General features: G+C 45.4%; 13 protein-coding genes. 3 read left to right on the top strand and 10 right to left on the bottom strand.

The genetic code is table 11. From position 1 onward, the window contains the following. Nucleotides 1–10: 10 nt before the first annotated feature. The 6 genes from spoT to grpE form a co-directional block, all read right to left on the bottom strand. A complete protein-coding gene (gene spoT, locus BMX05_RS03425) occupies nt 11–2125 on the bottom strand; it encodes a bifunctional GTP diphosphokinase/guanosine-3',5'-bis pyrophosphate 3'-pyrophosphohydrolase (protein WP_093308558.1) in 2115 nt (704 codons plus the stop codon). Nucleotides 2126–2308: 183 nt separating this feature from the next. Next, nucleotides 2309–2551, bottom strand: a complete 243-nt coding sequence (gene rpoZ / locus BMX05_RS03420) for a DNA-directed RNA polymerase subunit omega (protein WP_093308557.1) — start codon at nt 2549–2551, stop codon at nt 2309–2311. 156 nt (nt 2552–2707) lie between these two features. Then, the gene (gene gmk, locus BMX05_RS03415; protein WP_093308556.1) at nt 2708–3328 is read right to left on the bottom strand and encodes a guanylate kinase; all 621 of its coding nucleotides are present in this window, start codon (nt 3326–3328) and stop codon (nt 2708–2710) included. A 123-nt stretch (nt 3329–3451) separates the two neighbouring features. Further along, nucleotides 3452–4597, bottom strand: a complete 1146-nt coding sequence (dnaJ, locus tag BMX05_RS03410) for a molecular chaperone DnaJ (protein ID WP_093308555.1) — start codon at nt 4595–4597, stop codon at nt 3452–3454. Nucleotides 4598–4781: 184 nt separating this feature from the next. Beyond that, nucleotides 4782–6704, bottom strand: coding sequence for a molecular chaperone DnaK (gene dnaK, locus BMX05_RS03405; protein ID WP_093308554.1), 1923 nt, complete (start codon nt 6702–6704; stop codon nt 4782–4784). 201 nt (nt 6705–6905) lie between these two features. Next, nucleotides 6906–7469 carry a nucleotide exchange factor GrpE gene (gene grpE / locus BMX05_RS03400; RefSeq protein ID WP_093308553.1) on the bottom strand — a complete coding sequence of 188 codons (564 nt, stop codon included), beginning with the start codon at nt 7467–7469 and terminating at the stop codon, nt 6906–6908. 208 nt (nt 7470–7677) lie between these two features. Between grpE and recN the strand changes: the two genes are divergently transcribed. Then, nucleotides 7678–9339, top strand: a complete 1662-nt coding sequence (recN, locus tag BMX05_RS03395; protein ID WP_093308552.1) for a DNA repair protein RecN — start codon at nt 7678–7680, stop codon at nt 9337–9339. 107 nt (nt 9340–9446) lie between these two features. On the opposite strand, the gene BMX05_RS12955 is transcribed toward recN, so the two are convergent. The 3 genes from BMX05_RS12955 to BMX05_RS03380 are packed head-to-tail and all read right to left on the bottom strand — an operon-like array spanning nt 9447 to nt 10351. Next, nucleotides 9447–9611 carry a zinc ribbon domain-containing protein gene (locus tag BMX05_RS12955; RefSeq protein WP_395854922.1) on the bottom strand — a complete coding sequence of 55 codons (165 nt, stop codon included), beginning with the start codon at nt 9609–9611 and terminating at the stop codon, nt 9447–9449. A gap of 50 nt (nt 9612–9661) precedes the next feature. Beyond that, complete coding sequence (locus tag BMX05_RS03385; RefSeq protein ID WP_218138972.1) at nt 9662–9805, bottom strand: helix-turn-helix domain-containing protein; 144 nt, start codon at nt 9803–9805, stop codon at nt 9662–9664. A gap of 33 nt (nt 9806–9838) precedes the next feature. Then, nucleotides 9839–10351: a tetratricopeptide repeat protein gene (locus BMX05_RS03380; protein WP_093308551.1), complete on the bottom strand. Its 513-nt coding sequence runs from the start codon at nt 10349–10351 to the stop codon at nt 9839–9841. Nucleotides 10352–10825: 474 nt separating this feature from the next. On the opposite strand from BMX05_RS03380, the gene BMX05_RS03375 reads away from it, so the two are divergent. Beyond that, nucleotides 10826–11491, top strand: coding sequence for a YiaD family glycine zipper/OmpA-like lipoprotein (locus BMX05_RS03375; protein ID WP_093308550.1), 666 nt, complete (start codon nt 10826–10828; stop codon nt 11489–11491). A gap of 79 nt (nt 11492–11570) precedes the next feature. Here BMX05_RS03375 and BMX05_RS03370 read toward each other — a convergent pair whose 3' ends face one another. After that, nucleotides 11571–13913, bottom strand: coding sequence for a diguanylate cyclase (locus tag BMX05_RS03370; protein WP_093308549.1), 2343 nt, complete (start codon nt 13911–13913; stop codon nt 11571–11573). Nucleotides 13914–14290: 377 nt separating this feature from the next. On the opposite strand from BMX05_RS03370, the gene BMX05_RS03365 reads away from it, so the two are divergent. Then, nucleotides 14291–16516: an NADP-dependent isocitrate dehydrogenase gene (locus BMX05_RS03365; RefSeq protein ID WP_093308548.1), complete on the top strand. Its 2226-nt coding sequence runs from the start codon at nt 14291–14293 to the stop codon at nt 16514–16516. Nucleotides 16517–16610 lie beyond the last annotated feature (94 nt).

Here is a 16610-nt window from a genome sequence, read left to right as displayed (position 1 = left end):
AACTTTAAAATTAACGTCTTACAATACGGTGAACTTGGGTCAATTTACGAATTTTTTTCATTAATTGTGCTAAATGAATCCGATTCTGTACACTCACAATTAAATTAATAATAGATAAGTGTGCATCTTTTTCATCCGTATTAATTTGCTCAAGATTAGCATCTAACTCTGTGGCTATGGTGGCAAGCTGAGCAATATTACCTTTTTGATTTGCTAACTCCACCCGCAAAGCAACAGGAAAATATCGATCAATATCTTCTGCCCAATGCACCGGCGTACATTTTTCTGGATCTTGGCGCACTTCATTTAAATTCGGACATTGTTCACGGTGAATGACAATACCGCGCCCAGAGCTAATATGGCCAATAATAGGATCACCAGGCAGAGGATAGCAACAGCGCGCATACGTGGTTACCATACCTTCAGTACCACGAATTGCGAGCGTATGACGGCTTGCCACCGCTTGGGTTTCCGTTTCTACCAAGCCTAAAAGCTTACGTGCGATGACATAAGCCATTTGTGTACCTAAACCAATTGCTTCCAGCAAATCTTGCTGTTGTTGATACCCTAAATCTTGTAACACCTTGTGCATGGTGTGTTCTTGTACATCTTCTAGAGCCGCGTCAAAATGGACTAAGGCACGTTCTAACAGACGTTTCCCCAAAGTGACTGATTCACTAACCTGTTGATTTTTAAGAAAATGATGCACTGCTGAACGCGCACGCGCTGTGGTAATAAAGTTCAGCCAAGCCAGGTTAGGACGCGCCCCTGGTGCAGTAATGATTTCCACAGTTTGCCCGCTACGCAAAGCTTGTGATAAAGGGGCTAAACGCCGATCAACCCGACAAGCAACACAAGCATTACCTATGTCTGTATGCACAAAATACGCGAAATCCACCGGTGTTGCCCCTACAGGCAAGGTCATAATCTCCCCTTTTGGGGTAAAAATATAAATTTCATCGGGGAATAAATCATCTTTGACATGCTCGATAAATTCTAGAGAATTACCTGCATGACGCTGCATTTCCAATAAACCTTTCACCCATTGACGGGTACGATCTTGGTTAACGCCCCCGATGGGTTTATCTGTTTTACCTGCTTTATATAACCAGTGAGATGCAATACCTTTATTTGCCATTTCTTCCATATCTCGAGTACGGATTTGTACTTCAATAGGAATGCCATTCATACCAATTAAACTAGTATGTAAGGATTGATAACCATTGGCTTTTGGAATAGCAATATAATCTTTAAAACGATCTTCTACCGGTTTATATAAATTATGGACCACACCTAATGCACGATAGGTATTATCAACATTATCTGTAATAATACGAAAACCGTAGACATCCATAATCTCTTTAAAGGATTTTTTACGTTCACGCATTTTGCTGTAAATCGACCATAGGTGTTTTTCGCGCCCTATCACGCGCCCAACAATGCCTTCATCTTCTAAACGCTGCTGTATGACTTGTTGGATTTTTTTGACAACTTCTTTACGGTGGCCACGCGTACTCGCAATTGCACGTCGAATACGCTCTGCACGCATGGGATAGATGGCTTGGAAACTCAGTTCTTCCAGCTCTAAACGGAAGGTGTTAATACCAAGACGATGGGCAATAGGGGCATAAATTTCTAAAGTTTCCCGCGCAATACGTACTTTCTTATCACGTCGCAAAGCCCCTAAAGTACGCATATTGTGCAGACGGTCAGCCAGCTTGACAATAATCACTCGAATATCCAGTGCCATCGCCATCACCATCTTGCGGAAATTTTCTGCTTGCGCTTCTGCTTTCGAGCTAAAAGGAATTTGTGTCAGCTTAGTGACACCATCCACTAAGCTTGCCACTGATTCCCCAAATTGTTGTGCAACCGCTTCCTTGGTGACTCGGGTGTCTTCAATCACATCATGTAGTAAAGCTGCAATTAGGCTTTCATAATCCATATGGATGTTGGCAAGAATGTGCGCCACCATCAAAGGATGGGTGACATAAGGTTCACCACTGCTGCGCCTTTGATCAAAGTGGGCTTGCTCTGCATAGTAATAAGCACGCCTAACAGCTTGCACTTCCTCTGGCGGTAGATATCCTTTTAAGCGGTCGGCGAGGTCATCAATAGTCATCATCTGAGGTTACCGATACGTTTAAGTTAACGAAATTCCACGACGGCTCACATGGTGTGAGGTATATCTATCAAGGACTTGCCGCTTTTAGATCAGAAGCCAAAAACTCTAGTCAGCCTCCACTCAGACGCCAACTGCTCAAAAAATCAGCTGACCACCAGCACAAAGTACAAGCCACAGGAATAATTAAGACACCAGCGTCTTGCTTGGTTTTGCAATCACATCGCTTTCGCTCAAGATATATTGCGGATCAATTTTTGCTTCGGCGATTTCACGTAAGGCCACGACTGTGGGCTTATCATTTTCCCAAGCAACCAGCGGATCTTTACCACCGATACTCAGTTGGCGTGCACGCTTACTCGCTACCATAACCAACTCAAAACGGTTACTAACGTTTTCTAAACAATCTTCAACCGTAACGCGAGCCATAAGCCTATTTCACCTTTATAGATAATGAGGAGGGAGTCTTGTGCCCAAGCTGTTAAGTTTGAGCGAAAAACACTACACATCTAGATTAATTAAAGTTAAATCCAAGGTGCAGTGCAACAAATTTTTTTACGACTGGTCAGCTTACCTAAATCTTTTTTAGGATACAACTAAAGAGCTCAGCAAGGCGGCTTGCTTTTGAGCTTGCACTTGCAAACGTAAACGTCTGGCTTGTAATACACTGGTTAACTCAGTGAGCGCTTGCTGAAAATCATCATTGATAATCACATAATCATATTCCGGATAATGCGACATCTCATCCACCGCTTGGGTCATGCGTTTTTGAATCACTTCATCACTATCCTGCGCACGATTTTGCAAACGTTCCTGCAAGGCCGCTTTAGAGGGTGGCAAAATAAAAATCCCTACAGCTTGCGGATAAGCTTGACGCACTTGGCGCGCGCCTTGCCAATCAATTTCTAAAATTACATCTTGTCCTTGTTGTAATTGTTCCAGTACCCAAGCCTTAGAAGTCCCATAAAAATGATCAAAGACTTGTGCATGTTCTAAAAACCCTGTTTGTGCAATCAGATTTTGAAAGTCTTCCTGAGAAACAAAATGATAGTTCACCCCATCTTGTTCACCCGGACGCGGCGCCCGCGTTGTATGTGAAACAGAGAGTTTCAACTGAGGCACTTGGGCCAATAAAGCGGCAACTAGACTCGTTTTACCAGCACCTGAAGGCGCAGAAATAATATATAAGCTTCCTACTTCAGACATATGCAAATCTCTTTGATTATAAATTGGAACTCCCAGTATAAAACAAAACACCCATAGCCCAAGGGCTATGGGTGCAGCTTTTTAGACTTTTACAATAGAAACTTACGCCATCAACTGGCAAAGTTAAAGTTTCATATCTTCAAAGAATTTCTTCACCCCATCAAACCAAGAATGCGAACGTGGCGAATGCTTCTGCGTCGCTTCCATGCTCTCATGCAAGCGCTGTAAGAGCTCTTTTTGCTCTGCGTTTAAGTTGACTGGGGTTTCCACCACCACACGACATAACAAATCGCCAGCCATACCACCACGAATGGGTTTAACCCCTTTATTACGTAAACGAAATAGCTTACCGGTTTGCGTTTCCGCAGGGATTTTAAGTTTCACACGTCCTTCTAAGGTTGGCACTTCTAACTCGCCACCTAAAGCCGCATCAACAAAACTAATGGGAACTTCACAATACAAGTTCGCACCATCACGCTGGAAGATAGGGTGTTCACGTACTTGTACCTGCACATATAAATCACCCGCTGGACCACCATTGGCACCTGCTGCCCCTTCACCGGACAAACGAATGCGGTCGCCTGTATCCACACCTGCGGGGATTTTCACCGAAAGCGTTTTTTGCTCTTCTACTTGACCTTGGCCATGACATTGGCGGCAAGGATCAGTAATCAGGGTGCCACGCCCATGACAACGCGGACAGGTTTGCTGAATCGCAAAGAAACCTTGTTGCATACGCACTTGACCTTGGCCATGACAGGTTGGACAAGTTTCAGGTTTTTTCCCATCTGCTGTACCCTGTCCATGGCAAGCTTCACAAGCCACCAAGGTAGGCACTTTAATGGTGACTGTAGTGCCTTTTACCGCTTCTTCTAAATCTAAATCTAACTTATATCTAAGATCCGAACCCCGCTGTGGTGCATTTGGATGACTGCGACCACCGCCACCAAAAATATCACCGAACATATCACCAAAGATATCGTTGAAGCTCGCACCACCGCCGCCACCACTGAAACCACCGCCCCCTTGGCCAAAACCGCCATTTTCAAAAGCATCATGCCCATATTGGTCATAGGCAGCACGCTTTTTCTCATCCGAAAGGACTTCGTAAGCTTGGGTTGCTTCTTTAAATTTCTGATCTGCTTCTGGGTCGTCTGGATTGCGATCTGGGTGATATTTCATCGCTAAACGGCGATAAGCTTTTTTAATCTCGCGCTCATCTGCATCACGTGCCACATTGAGCACTTGATAATAATCTTTCGTGGCCATGCCTCTTAACCTGTTGTCTAGAAATGACCTCGGGATGAGATACGCAGGCCCAAGGTCATGCGAGTGAACTCGCCCATAAAACAAAAACGCGGGAGCAGGCTCCCGCGCTTACTTGAGACGAATGGTAAACCCAAGTTCTATAGATAGCTAGGGTCTAGGGGAACCCTGAGTACTTGGAGCCAACTTATTTTTTATCGTCTTTCACTTCTTCAAACTCAGCATCAACCGCGTCATCCGCTGGCTTTTTCGCGCCTGCATCTGTCGCCTGGCTTGCTTGCTCTCCTTGTGCTTGTTCTGCATAGAGCTTTTGCGCTAAGTTGCCGGAGGCTTCTGCCAGAGCTTGGGTTTTGGTTTCAATCTCGTCTTTATTGTCGCTTTGCAACACAGCTTCTAAGTCGCTAATCGCTTTTTCAATCGCTTCTTTTTCTGCTGCGGTTGCTTTATCACCGGCTTCTTTAATGGTTTTACGTGTGGCATGAATCATGCCGTCTGCTTGATTGCGTGCTTGGACGAGTTCTTCAAACTTTTTGTCTTCAGCAGCGTGTGCCTCAGCATCACGGACCATTTTTTCTACTTCTTCATCCGATAGACCAGAAGATGCTTTGATGATGATAGATTGTTCTTTACCTGTCGCCTTATCTTTCGCAGAAACGTTTAAGATACCATTGGCGTCAATATCAAAAGTCACTTCGATCTGTGGCACACCGCGTGGTGCAGGCGGGATATCCGCTAAGTCAAAACGACCTAGGGATTTATTCTGGCCTGACATTTTGCGCTCGCCTTGCAGTACATGAATGGTTACTGCAGTTTGGTTATCATCTGCGGTTGAAAACACCTGAGATTTCTTGGTTGGAATCGTAGTGTTTTTCTCAATTAAGGGTGTCATCACCCCACCCATGGTTTCAATCCCTAGGGTCAAAGGGGTCACATCCAGCAAGAGCACATCTTTTACGTCACCAGAAAGTACCGCACCTTGAATCGCTGCACCTACAGCGACTGCTTCATCTGGGTTCACATCACGGCGGGCTTCTTTACCGAAGAAGTTGGCGACACGCTCTTGCACTAAAGGCATCCGTGTTTGTCCGCCGACCAAAATTACGTCGTCGATTTTCGCTGCGCTTAACCCTGCATCTTCTAACGCGATGCGGCACGGTGCTAAAGAACGCTCTACCAAATCTTCCACCAAGGATTCCAACTTAGCGCGCGTTACTTTGACATTTAAGTGCTTAGGACCACTTTGGTCTGCTGTGATATAGGGCAGATTGACTTCCGTTTGTTGACTAGAAGAAAGCTCGATTTTTGCCTTTTCGGCCGCTTCTTTCAAACGCTGCATGGCTAAAGGATCACCTTGTAAATCCATGCCTTGATCTTTTTTGAACTCTTCTGCCAAGTATTCGATAAGGCGCATATCAAAATCTTCACCACCAAGGAAGGTATCCCCATTGGTTGCAAGAACTTCGAATTGTTTTTCACCGTCGACATCAGCCACTTCAATAATGGAGATATCAAAGGTACCACCCCCTAGATCGTAAACTGCCACAACTTTATCGCCACGGTCTTTATCCATCCCGTAAGCTAGGGCTGCTGCTGTGGGTTCGTTAATGATCCGCTTAACATCTAAGCCAGCAATTTTACCTGCATCTTTAGTCGCTTGGCGCTGAGAATCATTAAAGTAAGCCGGTACAGTAATGACCGCTTCGGTCACGGCTTCGCCTAAGTAATCTTCGGCGGTTTTCTTCATTTTTTTCAACACTTCCGCAGAGATTTGCGGCGGTGCCATTTTTTTATCTTTGACTTCGACCCAAGCATCGCCATTGTCCGCTTCTACAATGCTATAAGGTACCATTTTGATGTCTTTTTGCACCACATCGTCACCAAAACGGCGACCGATCAAGCGCTTCACAGCGAACAAGGTATTTTTAGGGTTCGTTACCGCTTGACGCTTAGCACTTTGACCAACTAGGGTTTCGCCGTCGTCTGTGTAGGCAATGATAGAAGGCGTGGTGCGTGTACCTTCGGCATTTTCGATGACCTTAGGCTTGTCACCATCTAAAATAGCAACACATGAGTTGGTTGTACCCAAGTCAATACCAATAATACGTCCCATAAAAATCTCCGCGTTTTTTAGCTGGCATTGGCAGCTTGTCAATTAAGGCCTAGATGTTGGCTTACAAGCTTGCCAAAATGTTCATTTATTTGCCCCAAAGTCTTTGGGGAGAGTTAAAAAAGAAATTGTAAAAACGATCTTGCTGTGAATATTGGCGCTGTGATGCAGATTTCAAGCCTAGGCAACAAGATTTTTTCGCACTTAGCCAGAAGACACCATCACCATCGCTGGGCGTAATAAGCGTTCATGCAAGGTATAACCTTTTTGCATCACCGCCATGACTGTATTTGGTTCTACATTCGGATTAGGTACTAAGCTCATCGCTTCATGTACTTGAGGATCAAAAGGTGCGCCCATAGGATCTATTTGTTCAACCCCAAATTTTTTCAAGGTATCGAGCAGAAGTTTTAACGTCATCTCGACCCCTTCACGCCAGCTTTGCTCTGCCTCTGAAGCCTCTTGTGGGGCATTTTCCAACGCTTTTTCCAAACTATCCACAACAGTTAGCAACTCACGCGCAAACTTATCCAAACCAAATTTATGCGCTTTTTCAACGTCTTGTTCTGCACGACGGCGTACATTTTGCATTTCAGCCGCCGCACGCAACAACTGGTCTTTTGTGTGCGCCAGCTCATCTTCTAGGGTTTGGATATGTGTGCTGACATCAGAGGTATCACTTGTCGATGCTTCTAGTGTCTCTGTTTGTGGTTCCAACTCTGGATTTTGCGTTTCTTGCTGTTGGCTTTGCGTATCCTGCGTACTCATAAGGGATCTCCGTTACTGAGGCATTCAATCGAGATACGCCTTAATATGGGGAGGCTTTCAAGGGATTCAAGGTGTAGGATAAAATCTCTTGTATTACAGCTGAGCACACATCTGCCTAGAGGCTCGCTTGTCTTGGAAATCTCACTTTGAGCTGGCAACCTCTGGTATGCTTTTTCACCTTTTTCCCCACTTTGAGGAAACCGCTTGTATGTTGTCTAGCTTAAGTATTCAAGATCTAGCCATTGTGGATCATCTTACCTTGAGCTTTCACTCTGGGATGACGGTGATTACCGGAGAGACAGGATCAGGCAAGTCGATCTTGCTTGCTGCACTGGGCTTGGTCTTAGGAGATCGCGCTGATGCCGACAGCGTACGCCACGGTGCCAAACAGGCAGAAATCCAAGCAGAATTTACTTATGCCCAACTCACAAAAGATGCCCAGCACTGGCTACAAGAGAAAGGCTATCAAGATAGCCAAGATCAATGTTGGTTACGCCGAGTTGTTAGCCGTAGTGGACGCTCTCGTGCTTGGATTAATGGTCACACCTGTACCCTCAGCGAGTTAAAAGAACTCGGTAGCCATTTGCTTGATTTGCATAGTCAACATGCACACCACAGATTATTAAAACCAGATAATCACAGGGTACTTTTAGATGAATTTGCGCACCTCGAACCCCAAGTCGAGCAAATCCGCCATCTTTACCGCCATTGGCAACAATTAGAACAACGACACATCCGCCGCCAGCAACAAGAAGCCGCTTTAGCCGCCCAAGAACAACTTTTACGTTATCAATGGGAAGAGTTAGAACAACTTGCTTTGGAAGCCAACGAAATCGAGCAGTTAGAGGCAGAGCAATATCAATTATCGCAAGCGGAAAGTCTCATTCGTGCAGGTGAACACGCTTTAAAACTTTGTGATCAAGAAAATGGTGGCGCGTTACAAGCGACCCATCAAGCCTTACAAACTTTGGAAGCGCATCAAGATCCGCGTTTGGATAATGTCCTAAAAATGCTGCAGGAAGCACGCATCCAATTACAAGAAAGTGCACGTGAGTTAGAGCATTATGTCTCTACCTTGGAACTGGACCCGCAGCGCTTACACTTTGTTGAGCAACGTTTGGATCAAATCTATCGTATCGCACGAAAACATCAGGTCGCAGTGCAAGAATTACCCCAGCTCCATGCGCGCCTTAGCCGAGATTTACAGCAACTAGCGCAGGAAAACCAAGATTCAGACATATTAGAACAACATATTAAAGCGGCTAGAGCACAATACCAGCAAGCTGCGCACCAGTTATCTCAAGCACGTCAGCAAGCGGGGCAAGCGTTAAGCACAGAGGTGAATCAACATTTACATATTTTGGGGATGCCCAATGCACACTTTGAGGTGCAATTACAAACGAGCAGTGCCACAGCCACTGGCACAGATCAATTAGAATTTTACATTGCCACCAATCCAGGCCAGCCAGCAAAACCCTTAGTACGTATTGCCTCTGGTGGAGAATTGTCACGCATTAGTCTTGCGATCCAGGTGGTAAGTACCCAAACGCGACGGACACCCACTTGGGTCTTTGATGAAGTAGATGTCGGAATTTCTGGTGCCACCGCAGAAATTGTTGGGCGCTTACTGCAACGTCTTGGTCATAGAGGGCAAGTCTTGTGCATTACACACCTGCCACAGGTTGCCGCCTTGGGGGATCAGCATTGGCGTATTAGTAAGCATGTTGAACAAGAAGAAACACGCACACAAGTTCAAGTCTTAGATACTCAAGGGCGGATTCAGGAATTAGGACGTTTATTGGGCGGGATTCACGTTTCAGACCATACAATCGCACATGCACAAGCTTTATTAGCAACGGCACAGGCGTGACTGCTCCCCACCCTGACAGGCGAGGCTTCCAACTTGTCAGGCCGCAACCGGCGCGTGGCCGGATTGACGCAAGCCTCCATTGGCAGGAACCGACAGTCCTTCGGCCCTTAGTTTGACACACCCTGCTGACGGATATTGATCGCAGCGTTTGTGTCGCGGTCAAGCCCTGCTGAACAAACAGGGCATGTCCACTTGCGTACTGACAAGGACAGAATGTCTACCTTGTGCCCACAGCAGGAGCAGGTCTTGGAGCTGGCGAACCAGGAGGCGATTTTAACCAGATGCTTGCCTTACTCTTTGGCTTTATATTCCAGCTTCTGGATCAAAGCTGACCAGCTGGCATCGGCAATAAGCTGATGATATGCAAAGCCTTGTTATACGCAAAGCGCACAGCACCGAACTGGCGGTTTAAAAAATCTGCCTGCTCGGGTGTGGGGTAGATGCGTACTTTCGTGGCTTTGATCATGCTGTTTATATCCCCGCCCGATTGGGCGAGGGTTTACGCGGTTTTTGCTAATTCTTGGACAGATTCATGAGCACGCTTTGCGTTTGCAAACGCAAGCTCACGCCAATGGCGACTTTTACTTTCACATTGAAGTAAACCCAAATCCCCATGCGCGTAAGCTTCCGCAAGGCGCATCGCTGCCAGATAATGGCCACCCTCGCCAGCTCGAGCATACCAAGTGACGGCTTTTTCATCACTGCGTCTGTAGGTATGGCAGCCTTTTTCATAAATACAAGCCGCCTGATATTGGCTTTTCGGCTCACCCAATTGAGCTGCACGCAGTAGGTAACTTGCGCCCTGTGCCTTATCTTGCTCACTTAAACCACGATGAAATAACAAGTGTCCATAAGTTGATAAAGCTTTTAAGTGGCCGGCATCCGCTGCACGTTGAAATAAGCGCATCGTCATTTGATGCTTACGGTAAGAGCGAGGAAGCCAGCGGGTACTGTATAGCTTAGCTGCCAATGAATATTCTAGATCGGCGAAGAAACCCAGACTGCGAGCCATAAGTTCTACCCATGTTATAAAGTCGATAATCAGTAAAAATCACGATTTTCCCACAGACTTTGCGGCAAAAATCGACCGGACGCGCATTCTATACCAAGCAAGTGCTCAAAGGTAAGTGCTATTTCCTGCTTTAAGCTGACGCCTTAGATGGCAATACCCTTATCTAAAAACCACTCTAACAAGCCAAGGGAAGCTTTGGGGATTTCGCACTTGCAACACACACGTTAGGGTAAATCTAGTGGTTTCTAGAGACACTGCAAGGCGACTTTGTATTAACACGCAAATTTATTTTATTTGACTTAGCGCATGGTTTTTTTGTGCACTGCATGCTTGCTATTTATTGCTCTCTTTTGCTTACTAGCAAAGGTACAGGCAAGCTACTCCTGATATCACAAAAAAGCTAGACTTGAACGCGACTTTCAAGTCGCACTTTATACAAGTATGTTTCTTTTAGCCATAAACAGGTAATTTAAAATGAGTAAAGCTTCTCAATTGCGCTTTTATGCCCTTCCTTTGGCGATGAGTTTGATCGTGAGTGGTTGTGCGACTGTGAATCCTTACACAGGCGAGCAGCAAACGTCTAACGCGACAACAGGCGCTATGATAGGTGCAGGTGTTGGAGCCATTGCAGGCGCAACCCACAGCAGCAGTCACCGTTTAGATAAAGCGTTAATCGGTGCGGCCGCTGGTGCTGCTCTTGGTAGTGGGATTGGTTATTACATGGATGTGCAAGAAACTAAGTTGCGCCAGCGTTTGCAAGGAACCGGCGTCAGCGTCACTCGTAATGGCGAAAACATCATTTTAAATATGCCAAATGCCATTACTTTTGCGAACGATGCCACGCAACTCAACTCGAGCGCCTATAGTGTGCTGGATTCTGTGGCAATTGTTTTGAAAGAATATCCAAAAACACGCGTGCTGGTTGCAGGTCATACCGATAGCATAGGTTCAGAATCTTACAACCAGCGCTTGTCCGAGTTAAGAGCCAATGCTGTCGGTAATTATCTGGCACGCGGTGGGATTGCTATCAGTCGCTTAATGATGATGGGCTATGGTGAGTCTCAACCAGTAGCAGATAATCGTGTAGAAAGCGGGCGCTCACAAAATCGTCGTGTAGAAATTCAGTTGCAACCGCTTTAATTCTTTTTTTCCTCGACATTTGCCCCCGAAAGGGGGCTTTCCTTATGAAGGAATGGATAGCCAAGACGCTCCTGTAAAGCTATCGATCAAGCGACTCCGGCAAAGCACAATAGTTAGTGTAAACGCGCACACAGTTGCGCCCATCTGTTTTAGCTTGATAGACAGCCGCATCTGCTTGTTGCAACAGCTCATCTAAATCTTGTCCTGTCTGCCACTGAGCAAGACCAATACTCACAGTTTGATGCTTGTTTTGATCTGGCAATAAGTCGGCTTTGCTCACTGCAATACGAATACGCTCTGCCAGTTTGCGTGCTTCTTGTATATCCGATGCAGGCGCTAACAGCACAAATTCTTCTCCGCCCCAACGACCAAAAATATCCGTTTTACGCATTTGTGATTTAACAATGCGGGTAAACTGAATCAGTACCTGATCCCCAATATCATGGCCATAAGTGTCATTCACAAATTTAAAATGATCTAAATCCATAAATAAGACACACCAATTTAAACTAGACTCACCAGCCAATTGCCGTAAACGCGCTTGCAAAATACGACGATTAGGTAATTCCGTTAGTGCATCATGTTCTGCCAAGAACTTTAAATGCTGCTCGCGCGATAAACGCTCACTAATATCATCAAGTACTGCCATCCCTAAAGGTTGGCCTTCATGTTGTACCGTAGAAGCTTTAAATAAAATCCAGCGTGTTTGCTCTTCTGTGGTGACAGGGATGGTATATTCACGCACTTCTTGCAATAATTCACCGCGTAAGCGTCGTTGCAAGGTCTCATAAGCCAGCTCTCTATCCCCTTCTTCAAAGACTTGCCAAATTGGGGTGCGCATTAACTGGCTGGACTCCACACCCAACAATTTGCAGCTTGCCGCATTGGCATAAATGGGATACTCACGAAATAAGATGACACCCAAGGGGGATTTTTCTGATAGCGTCCGAAAGAGTTCTTCTTGCTCGCGTAGCTGCTGACGCATCTGGTGTTCATGGGTCACATCACGCATCACCCCGAAAATACGTTGCCTTTGCCCTGCAACACGCAATGCAAACATAGCCACATCTAATACCAAAACCGACAAGCGTGGACGGTATAATTCTAGACGTTGACGAGCTTCATTAATCTTGCCGCCGAGCATTTCTTGGATATCTTGTTGTAAGGCCTGAACTTGTTGACTTGGGGTTAACACCTGTAATAAATGTGGCAAACTAATATAGTCTTGCCCTGTGTCCAAATTTAATAAACGTCGGGCTTCTAGGCTCAAATAAATACGCTCCTCAGCTGCTGAGTATTCCCAGCTACCAAAATGGGCGATTTTTTGTGCATTATCCAAGTGCAGCATGAGGGTTTGCATCCCTTTAGCACCAACTTGTAATTGGCGTAGCCAAGCAAGCAGTAATAAAGTAAGCAAACAAATAATCCCAACTTGTGCTAGCCAATTAATAAATAGCTCTTGTAATACACCATTATGTTCCACCACCAAAATCCAAGTATTAATATTTTGTTGTGGATCTCGCACTGGCAATAAATACAACACCCACCAATTATTCAACTGATCGATACGATACCAAGCAGCTTGCTGTGGCTGACTGTACAGCCAAGTTCTGGCTTCTTCTTGCTGGGATAATAAATTTTTGATGTGTTCTAGTGCATAAGCGTCTGGTGTTTGTGTATGCGAGTTCCACAAAAGTTGCAGATAATGATCCGGCAGAAAATCTAGATGTTGGTGACGTAATGTATTTTCTTTTTCTAAATAATCCTGTAATGCCTGTGCTTTTGGCATAGGAGCTAACAAGTAATAATCTGCTGGCATTAAAGTATTTAATGCTTTTGCAAGTGTGCTGGCAGCATAGCCAAACTCAAGTACACCAAGATATTCTTTCGCTTGATATAAAGGATATAGACCTCGAAATCCGCTAAAAAAAGCACCCTGCTCAAAACCATATAATGGCTGTTGGCGTTGTGCTAATAAACTAAAGTTAGGGCGGATGGTTTGAATTGGATCGCCATAATGATCTGGTGCATGTAAGCGTAAGATACTTTGCCCTTGGCGGTTAACAAATTGCATTTGTTCGATTCCCAAGTGGCCAAGTTGTAAATAAGGTTCTGCTAAAGTTAAATAAAGCTCATGGCGTGCGGCTTGACGTCGCCAAGCTTCATCTTGATTTGCCATATTTAACATAGTTAATACATCTTCACGCGCCATCATATGAGAAGCAAGCACATCCATAAAATGTGTGTGCTTTTGTAAAAAGCCATAGTATTGGCTTTCTAGTTGGAACCGGCTTTGATTAATGTAGGCATCTATTTGCACTTGCCAACGTTGCCAAAGTAGTAAAATGGCCCCTAAAGCAAGCAAAAGCACTAAACTTAAGGTGCGTTTATGAGTATATAAGGTGGCGTTTTTTTGTGTCACTCCAAGACCTCTAAGGTGTCCAATGCCGGTATCCAAGGGAGGAGTTTACTCGGTTTTGCATCTAAAACCTGTAAGCAAAGGTGAATTACTGGCAAGCTTGATATCATCTTATGCTGATTGCACACATAAAAGTAGATATGTGTCAAAAGGTGAAAGTTTAACTGCAGAAACTTTGCCCAGACTGTAGATTTTTTACAAAAAACCCCAGGGTATTATCCTTAAGTGCAAAGGCGAAACGTGTTACCTTGCGCATTCTTTCGGTATAATCTGCCGCGCAAAACCTACTAAAATAGCTTGGCCTCTTGGTAGAGGGTGTCGGCATGCTACTGATAAGGTAACGCCTTGAGGCATCAAGCAGATAAATTTGGGGATGAAAAATGACTACAAACAAAAATACCATTTATTACACATTAACAGATGAAGCGCCTTCACTGGCCACATGTTCTTTATTACCCATTGTACGTACTTTTACTAAAGCAGCAGATATTGATGTCAAAATCACCGATATTTCGCTTGCTGGTCGTGTGCTTTCTGCCTTCCCCGAAAATCTCACCGAAGCACAACGCGTTGAAGACGGCCTAGCTTTTCTAGGTCAACTCACACAAGATCCTGATGCAAACATCATTAAATTACCTAATATTAGTGCTTCCATCCCTCAGTTAAAAGCCTGTATCAAAGAACTGCAAGCACAAGGATATCAAGTTCCTGACTATCCAGAAGCCCCTGCTAATGCAGACGAGGAAGCCATCAAGGCACGTTACAGCAAAATTCTAGGCAGCGCGGTTAACCCTGTGTTGCGTGAAGGTAACTCAGACCGTCGTGCCCCCCCTGCTGTCAAAGCCTATGCGCGCAAATTCCCACATTCGATGGGCAAATGGAGCAAGGCATCACGTTCCCATGCAGATTATATGCGTGATGGTGATTTCTTCTCCAGCGAGCAATCCATCACAGTCGCCGAGCCAACTCAAGTACGCATTGAGTTCCTTGATCAAAACGGCCAAGTCGAAGTAAAAAAAGAGCTCGGCTTAGAAAAAGGCGAAATCCTCGACAGCATGCGCATGAGTTGCAACGCCTTACGCGCTTTCTTTGAAGAAACCTTACAAGACGCGAAAGAATCCGGTGTCATGTGGTCGTTACACGTGAAAGCTACCATGATGAAGGTTTCGCACCCTATCGTCTTTGGCCACGCTGTAACCGTTTTTTATAAAGACTTATTCGAAAAACACGGCGAACTTTTCAAAGAGTTAGGCGTGAATCCAAACAATGGTATCGGTAGCGTTTACGATAAAATTGCTAGCTTGCCACGTTCTAAGCGCGAAGAAATCGAAGAAGATATCCACGCCTGCTACGAGAATCGTCCCGAGCTTGCCATGGTGGATTCTGTGAAGAAAATCACCAACCTCCACGTGCCTTCTGACGTTATTGTTGATGCTTCCATGCCAGCAATGATCCGTAATGGTGGCCAAATGTGGGGACCAGATGGCAAGCCTAAAGACACCAAGGCGGTTATGCCTGAGTCTACCTATGCACGTATTTATCAGGAAATGATCAACTTCTGCAAAACCAATGGCGCTTTTGATCCAACCACGATGGGAACCGTTCCTAACGTAGGTTTGATGGCCAAAAAAGCAGAAGAATACGGCTCTCACGATAAAACATTCGAAATTCAAGCCCCTGGTATCATGCGTGTTGTCGATGCTCAAGGCACTGTATTAATGCAGCATGATGTGGAAGTCGGTGACATCTGGCGTGCATGTCAAACTAAAGATGAAGCCGTACGCGATTGGGTCAAACTTGCGGTCAATCGTGCGCGTTTATCTGCCACGCCTGCAATTTTCTGGTTAGATGCAGAACGTGCCCACGATATGCAGCTCAAAAATAAGGTCGAGCATTATCTGCAAGAGCATGATACCCAAGGCTTGGACCTGCATATCATGTCTTACAATGAAGCGATTCGTTTCTCGATGGAGCGCATGATACGTGGCTTAGATACAATTTCCGTCACAGGGAATGTATTGCGTGATTACCTCACAGACTTGTTCCCCATTATGGAACTGGGTACTTCAGCCAAAATGCTTTCTATCGTGCCTATGCTAAACGGCGGTGGTATGTATGAAACTGGCGCGGGCGGTTCTGCACCTAAGCACGTACAGCAAGTCGAAGAAGAAAACCACTTACGTTGGGATTCTTTGGGTGAGTTCCTTGCTTTAGCGGTTTCCTTAGAAGATATGGGCCGCAAGCAAAACAACCAACGCGCCAGTATTTTGGCCAAAACCCTAGATGCTGCAACTGGTCGCTTGTTGGAAAACAACAAGTCGCCTTCACGCAAAACCGGCGAACTTGATAACCGTGGCAGTCACTTCTATCTAGGGATGTACTGGGCGCAAGAAGTTGCCCAACAGCAAGAAGATCCTACACTGGCAGCTCAGTTTGCTGATCTAGCCAAAACCCTCGCCGAAAACGAAGCGCAAATCGTTGCTGAGTTAGCGGCGTGTCAAGGCAAGCCTGCTGAGCTCGACGGCTACTATCATGCTAACCGTGATACAGTGAAAAAAGTCATGCGTCCAAGCGCGACCTTAAACACTGCATTAGCTAGCGTTTAATCAGCGAACATTTAAGATCGCCCACCCCTAGCCGCAAAGCTAGGGGTTTTTTATTGGCGGACGCTTCAAGGGAACCTCTCAAGAATAGGCAAAT

Source organism: Allopseudospirillum japonicum (assembly GCF_900108915.1).
Classification (GTDB): domain Bacteria; phylum Pseudomonadota; class Gammaproteobacteria; order Pseudomonadales; family Halomonadaceae; genus Pseudospirillum; species Pseudospirillum japonicum.
This window is presented reverse-complemented; position numbering and strand designations above follow the sequence as displayed.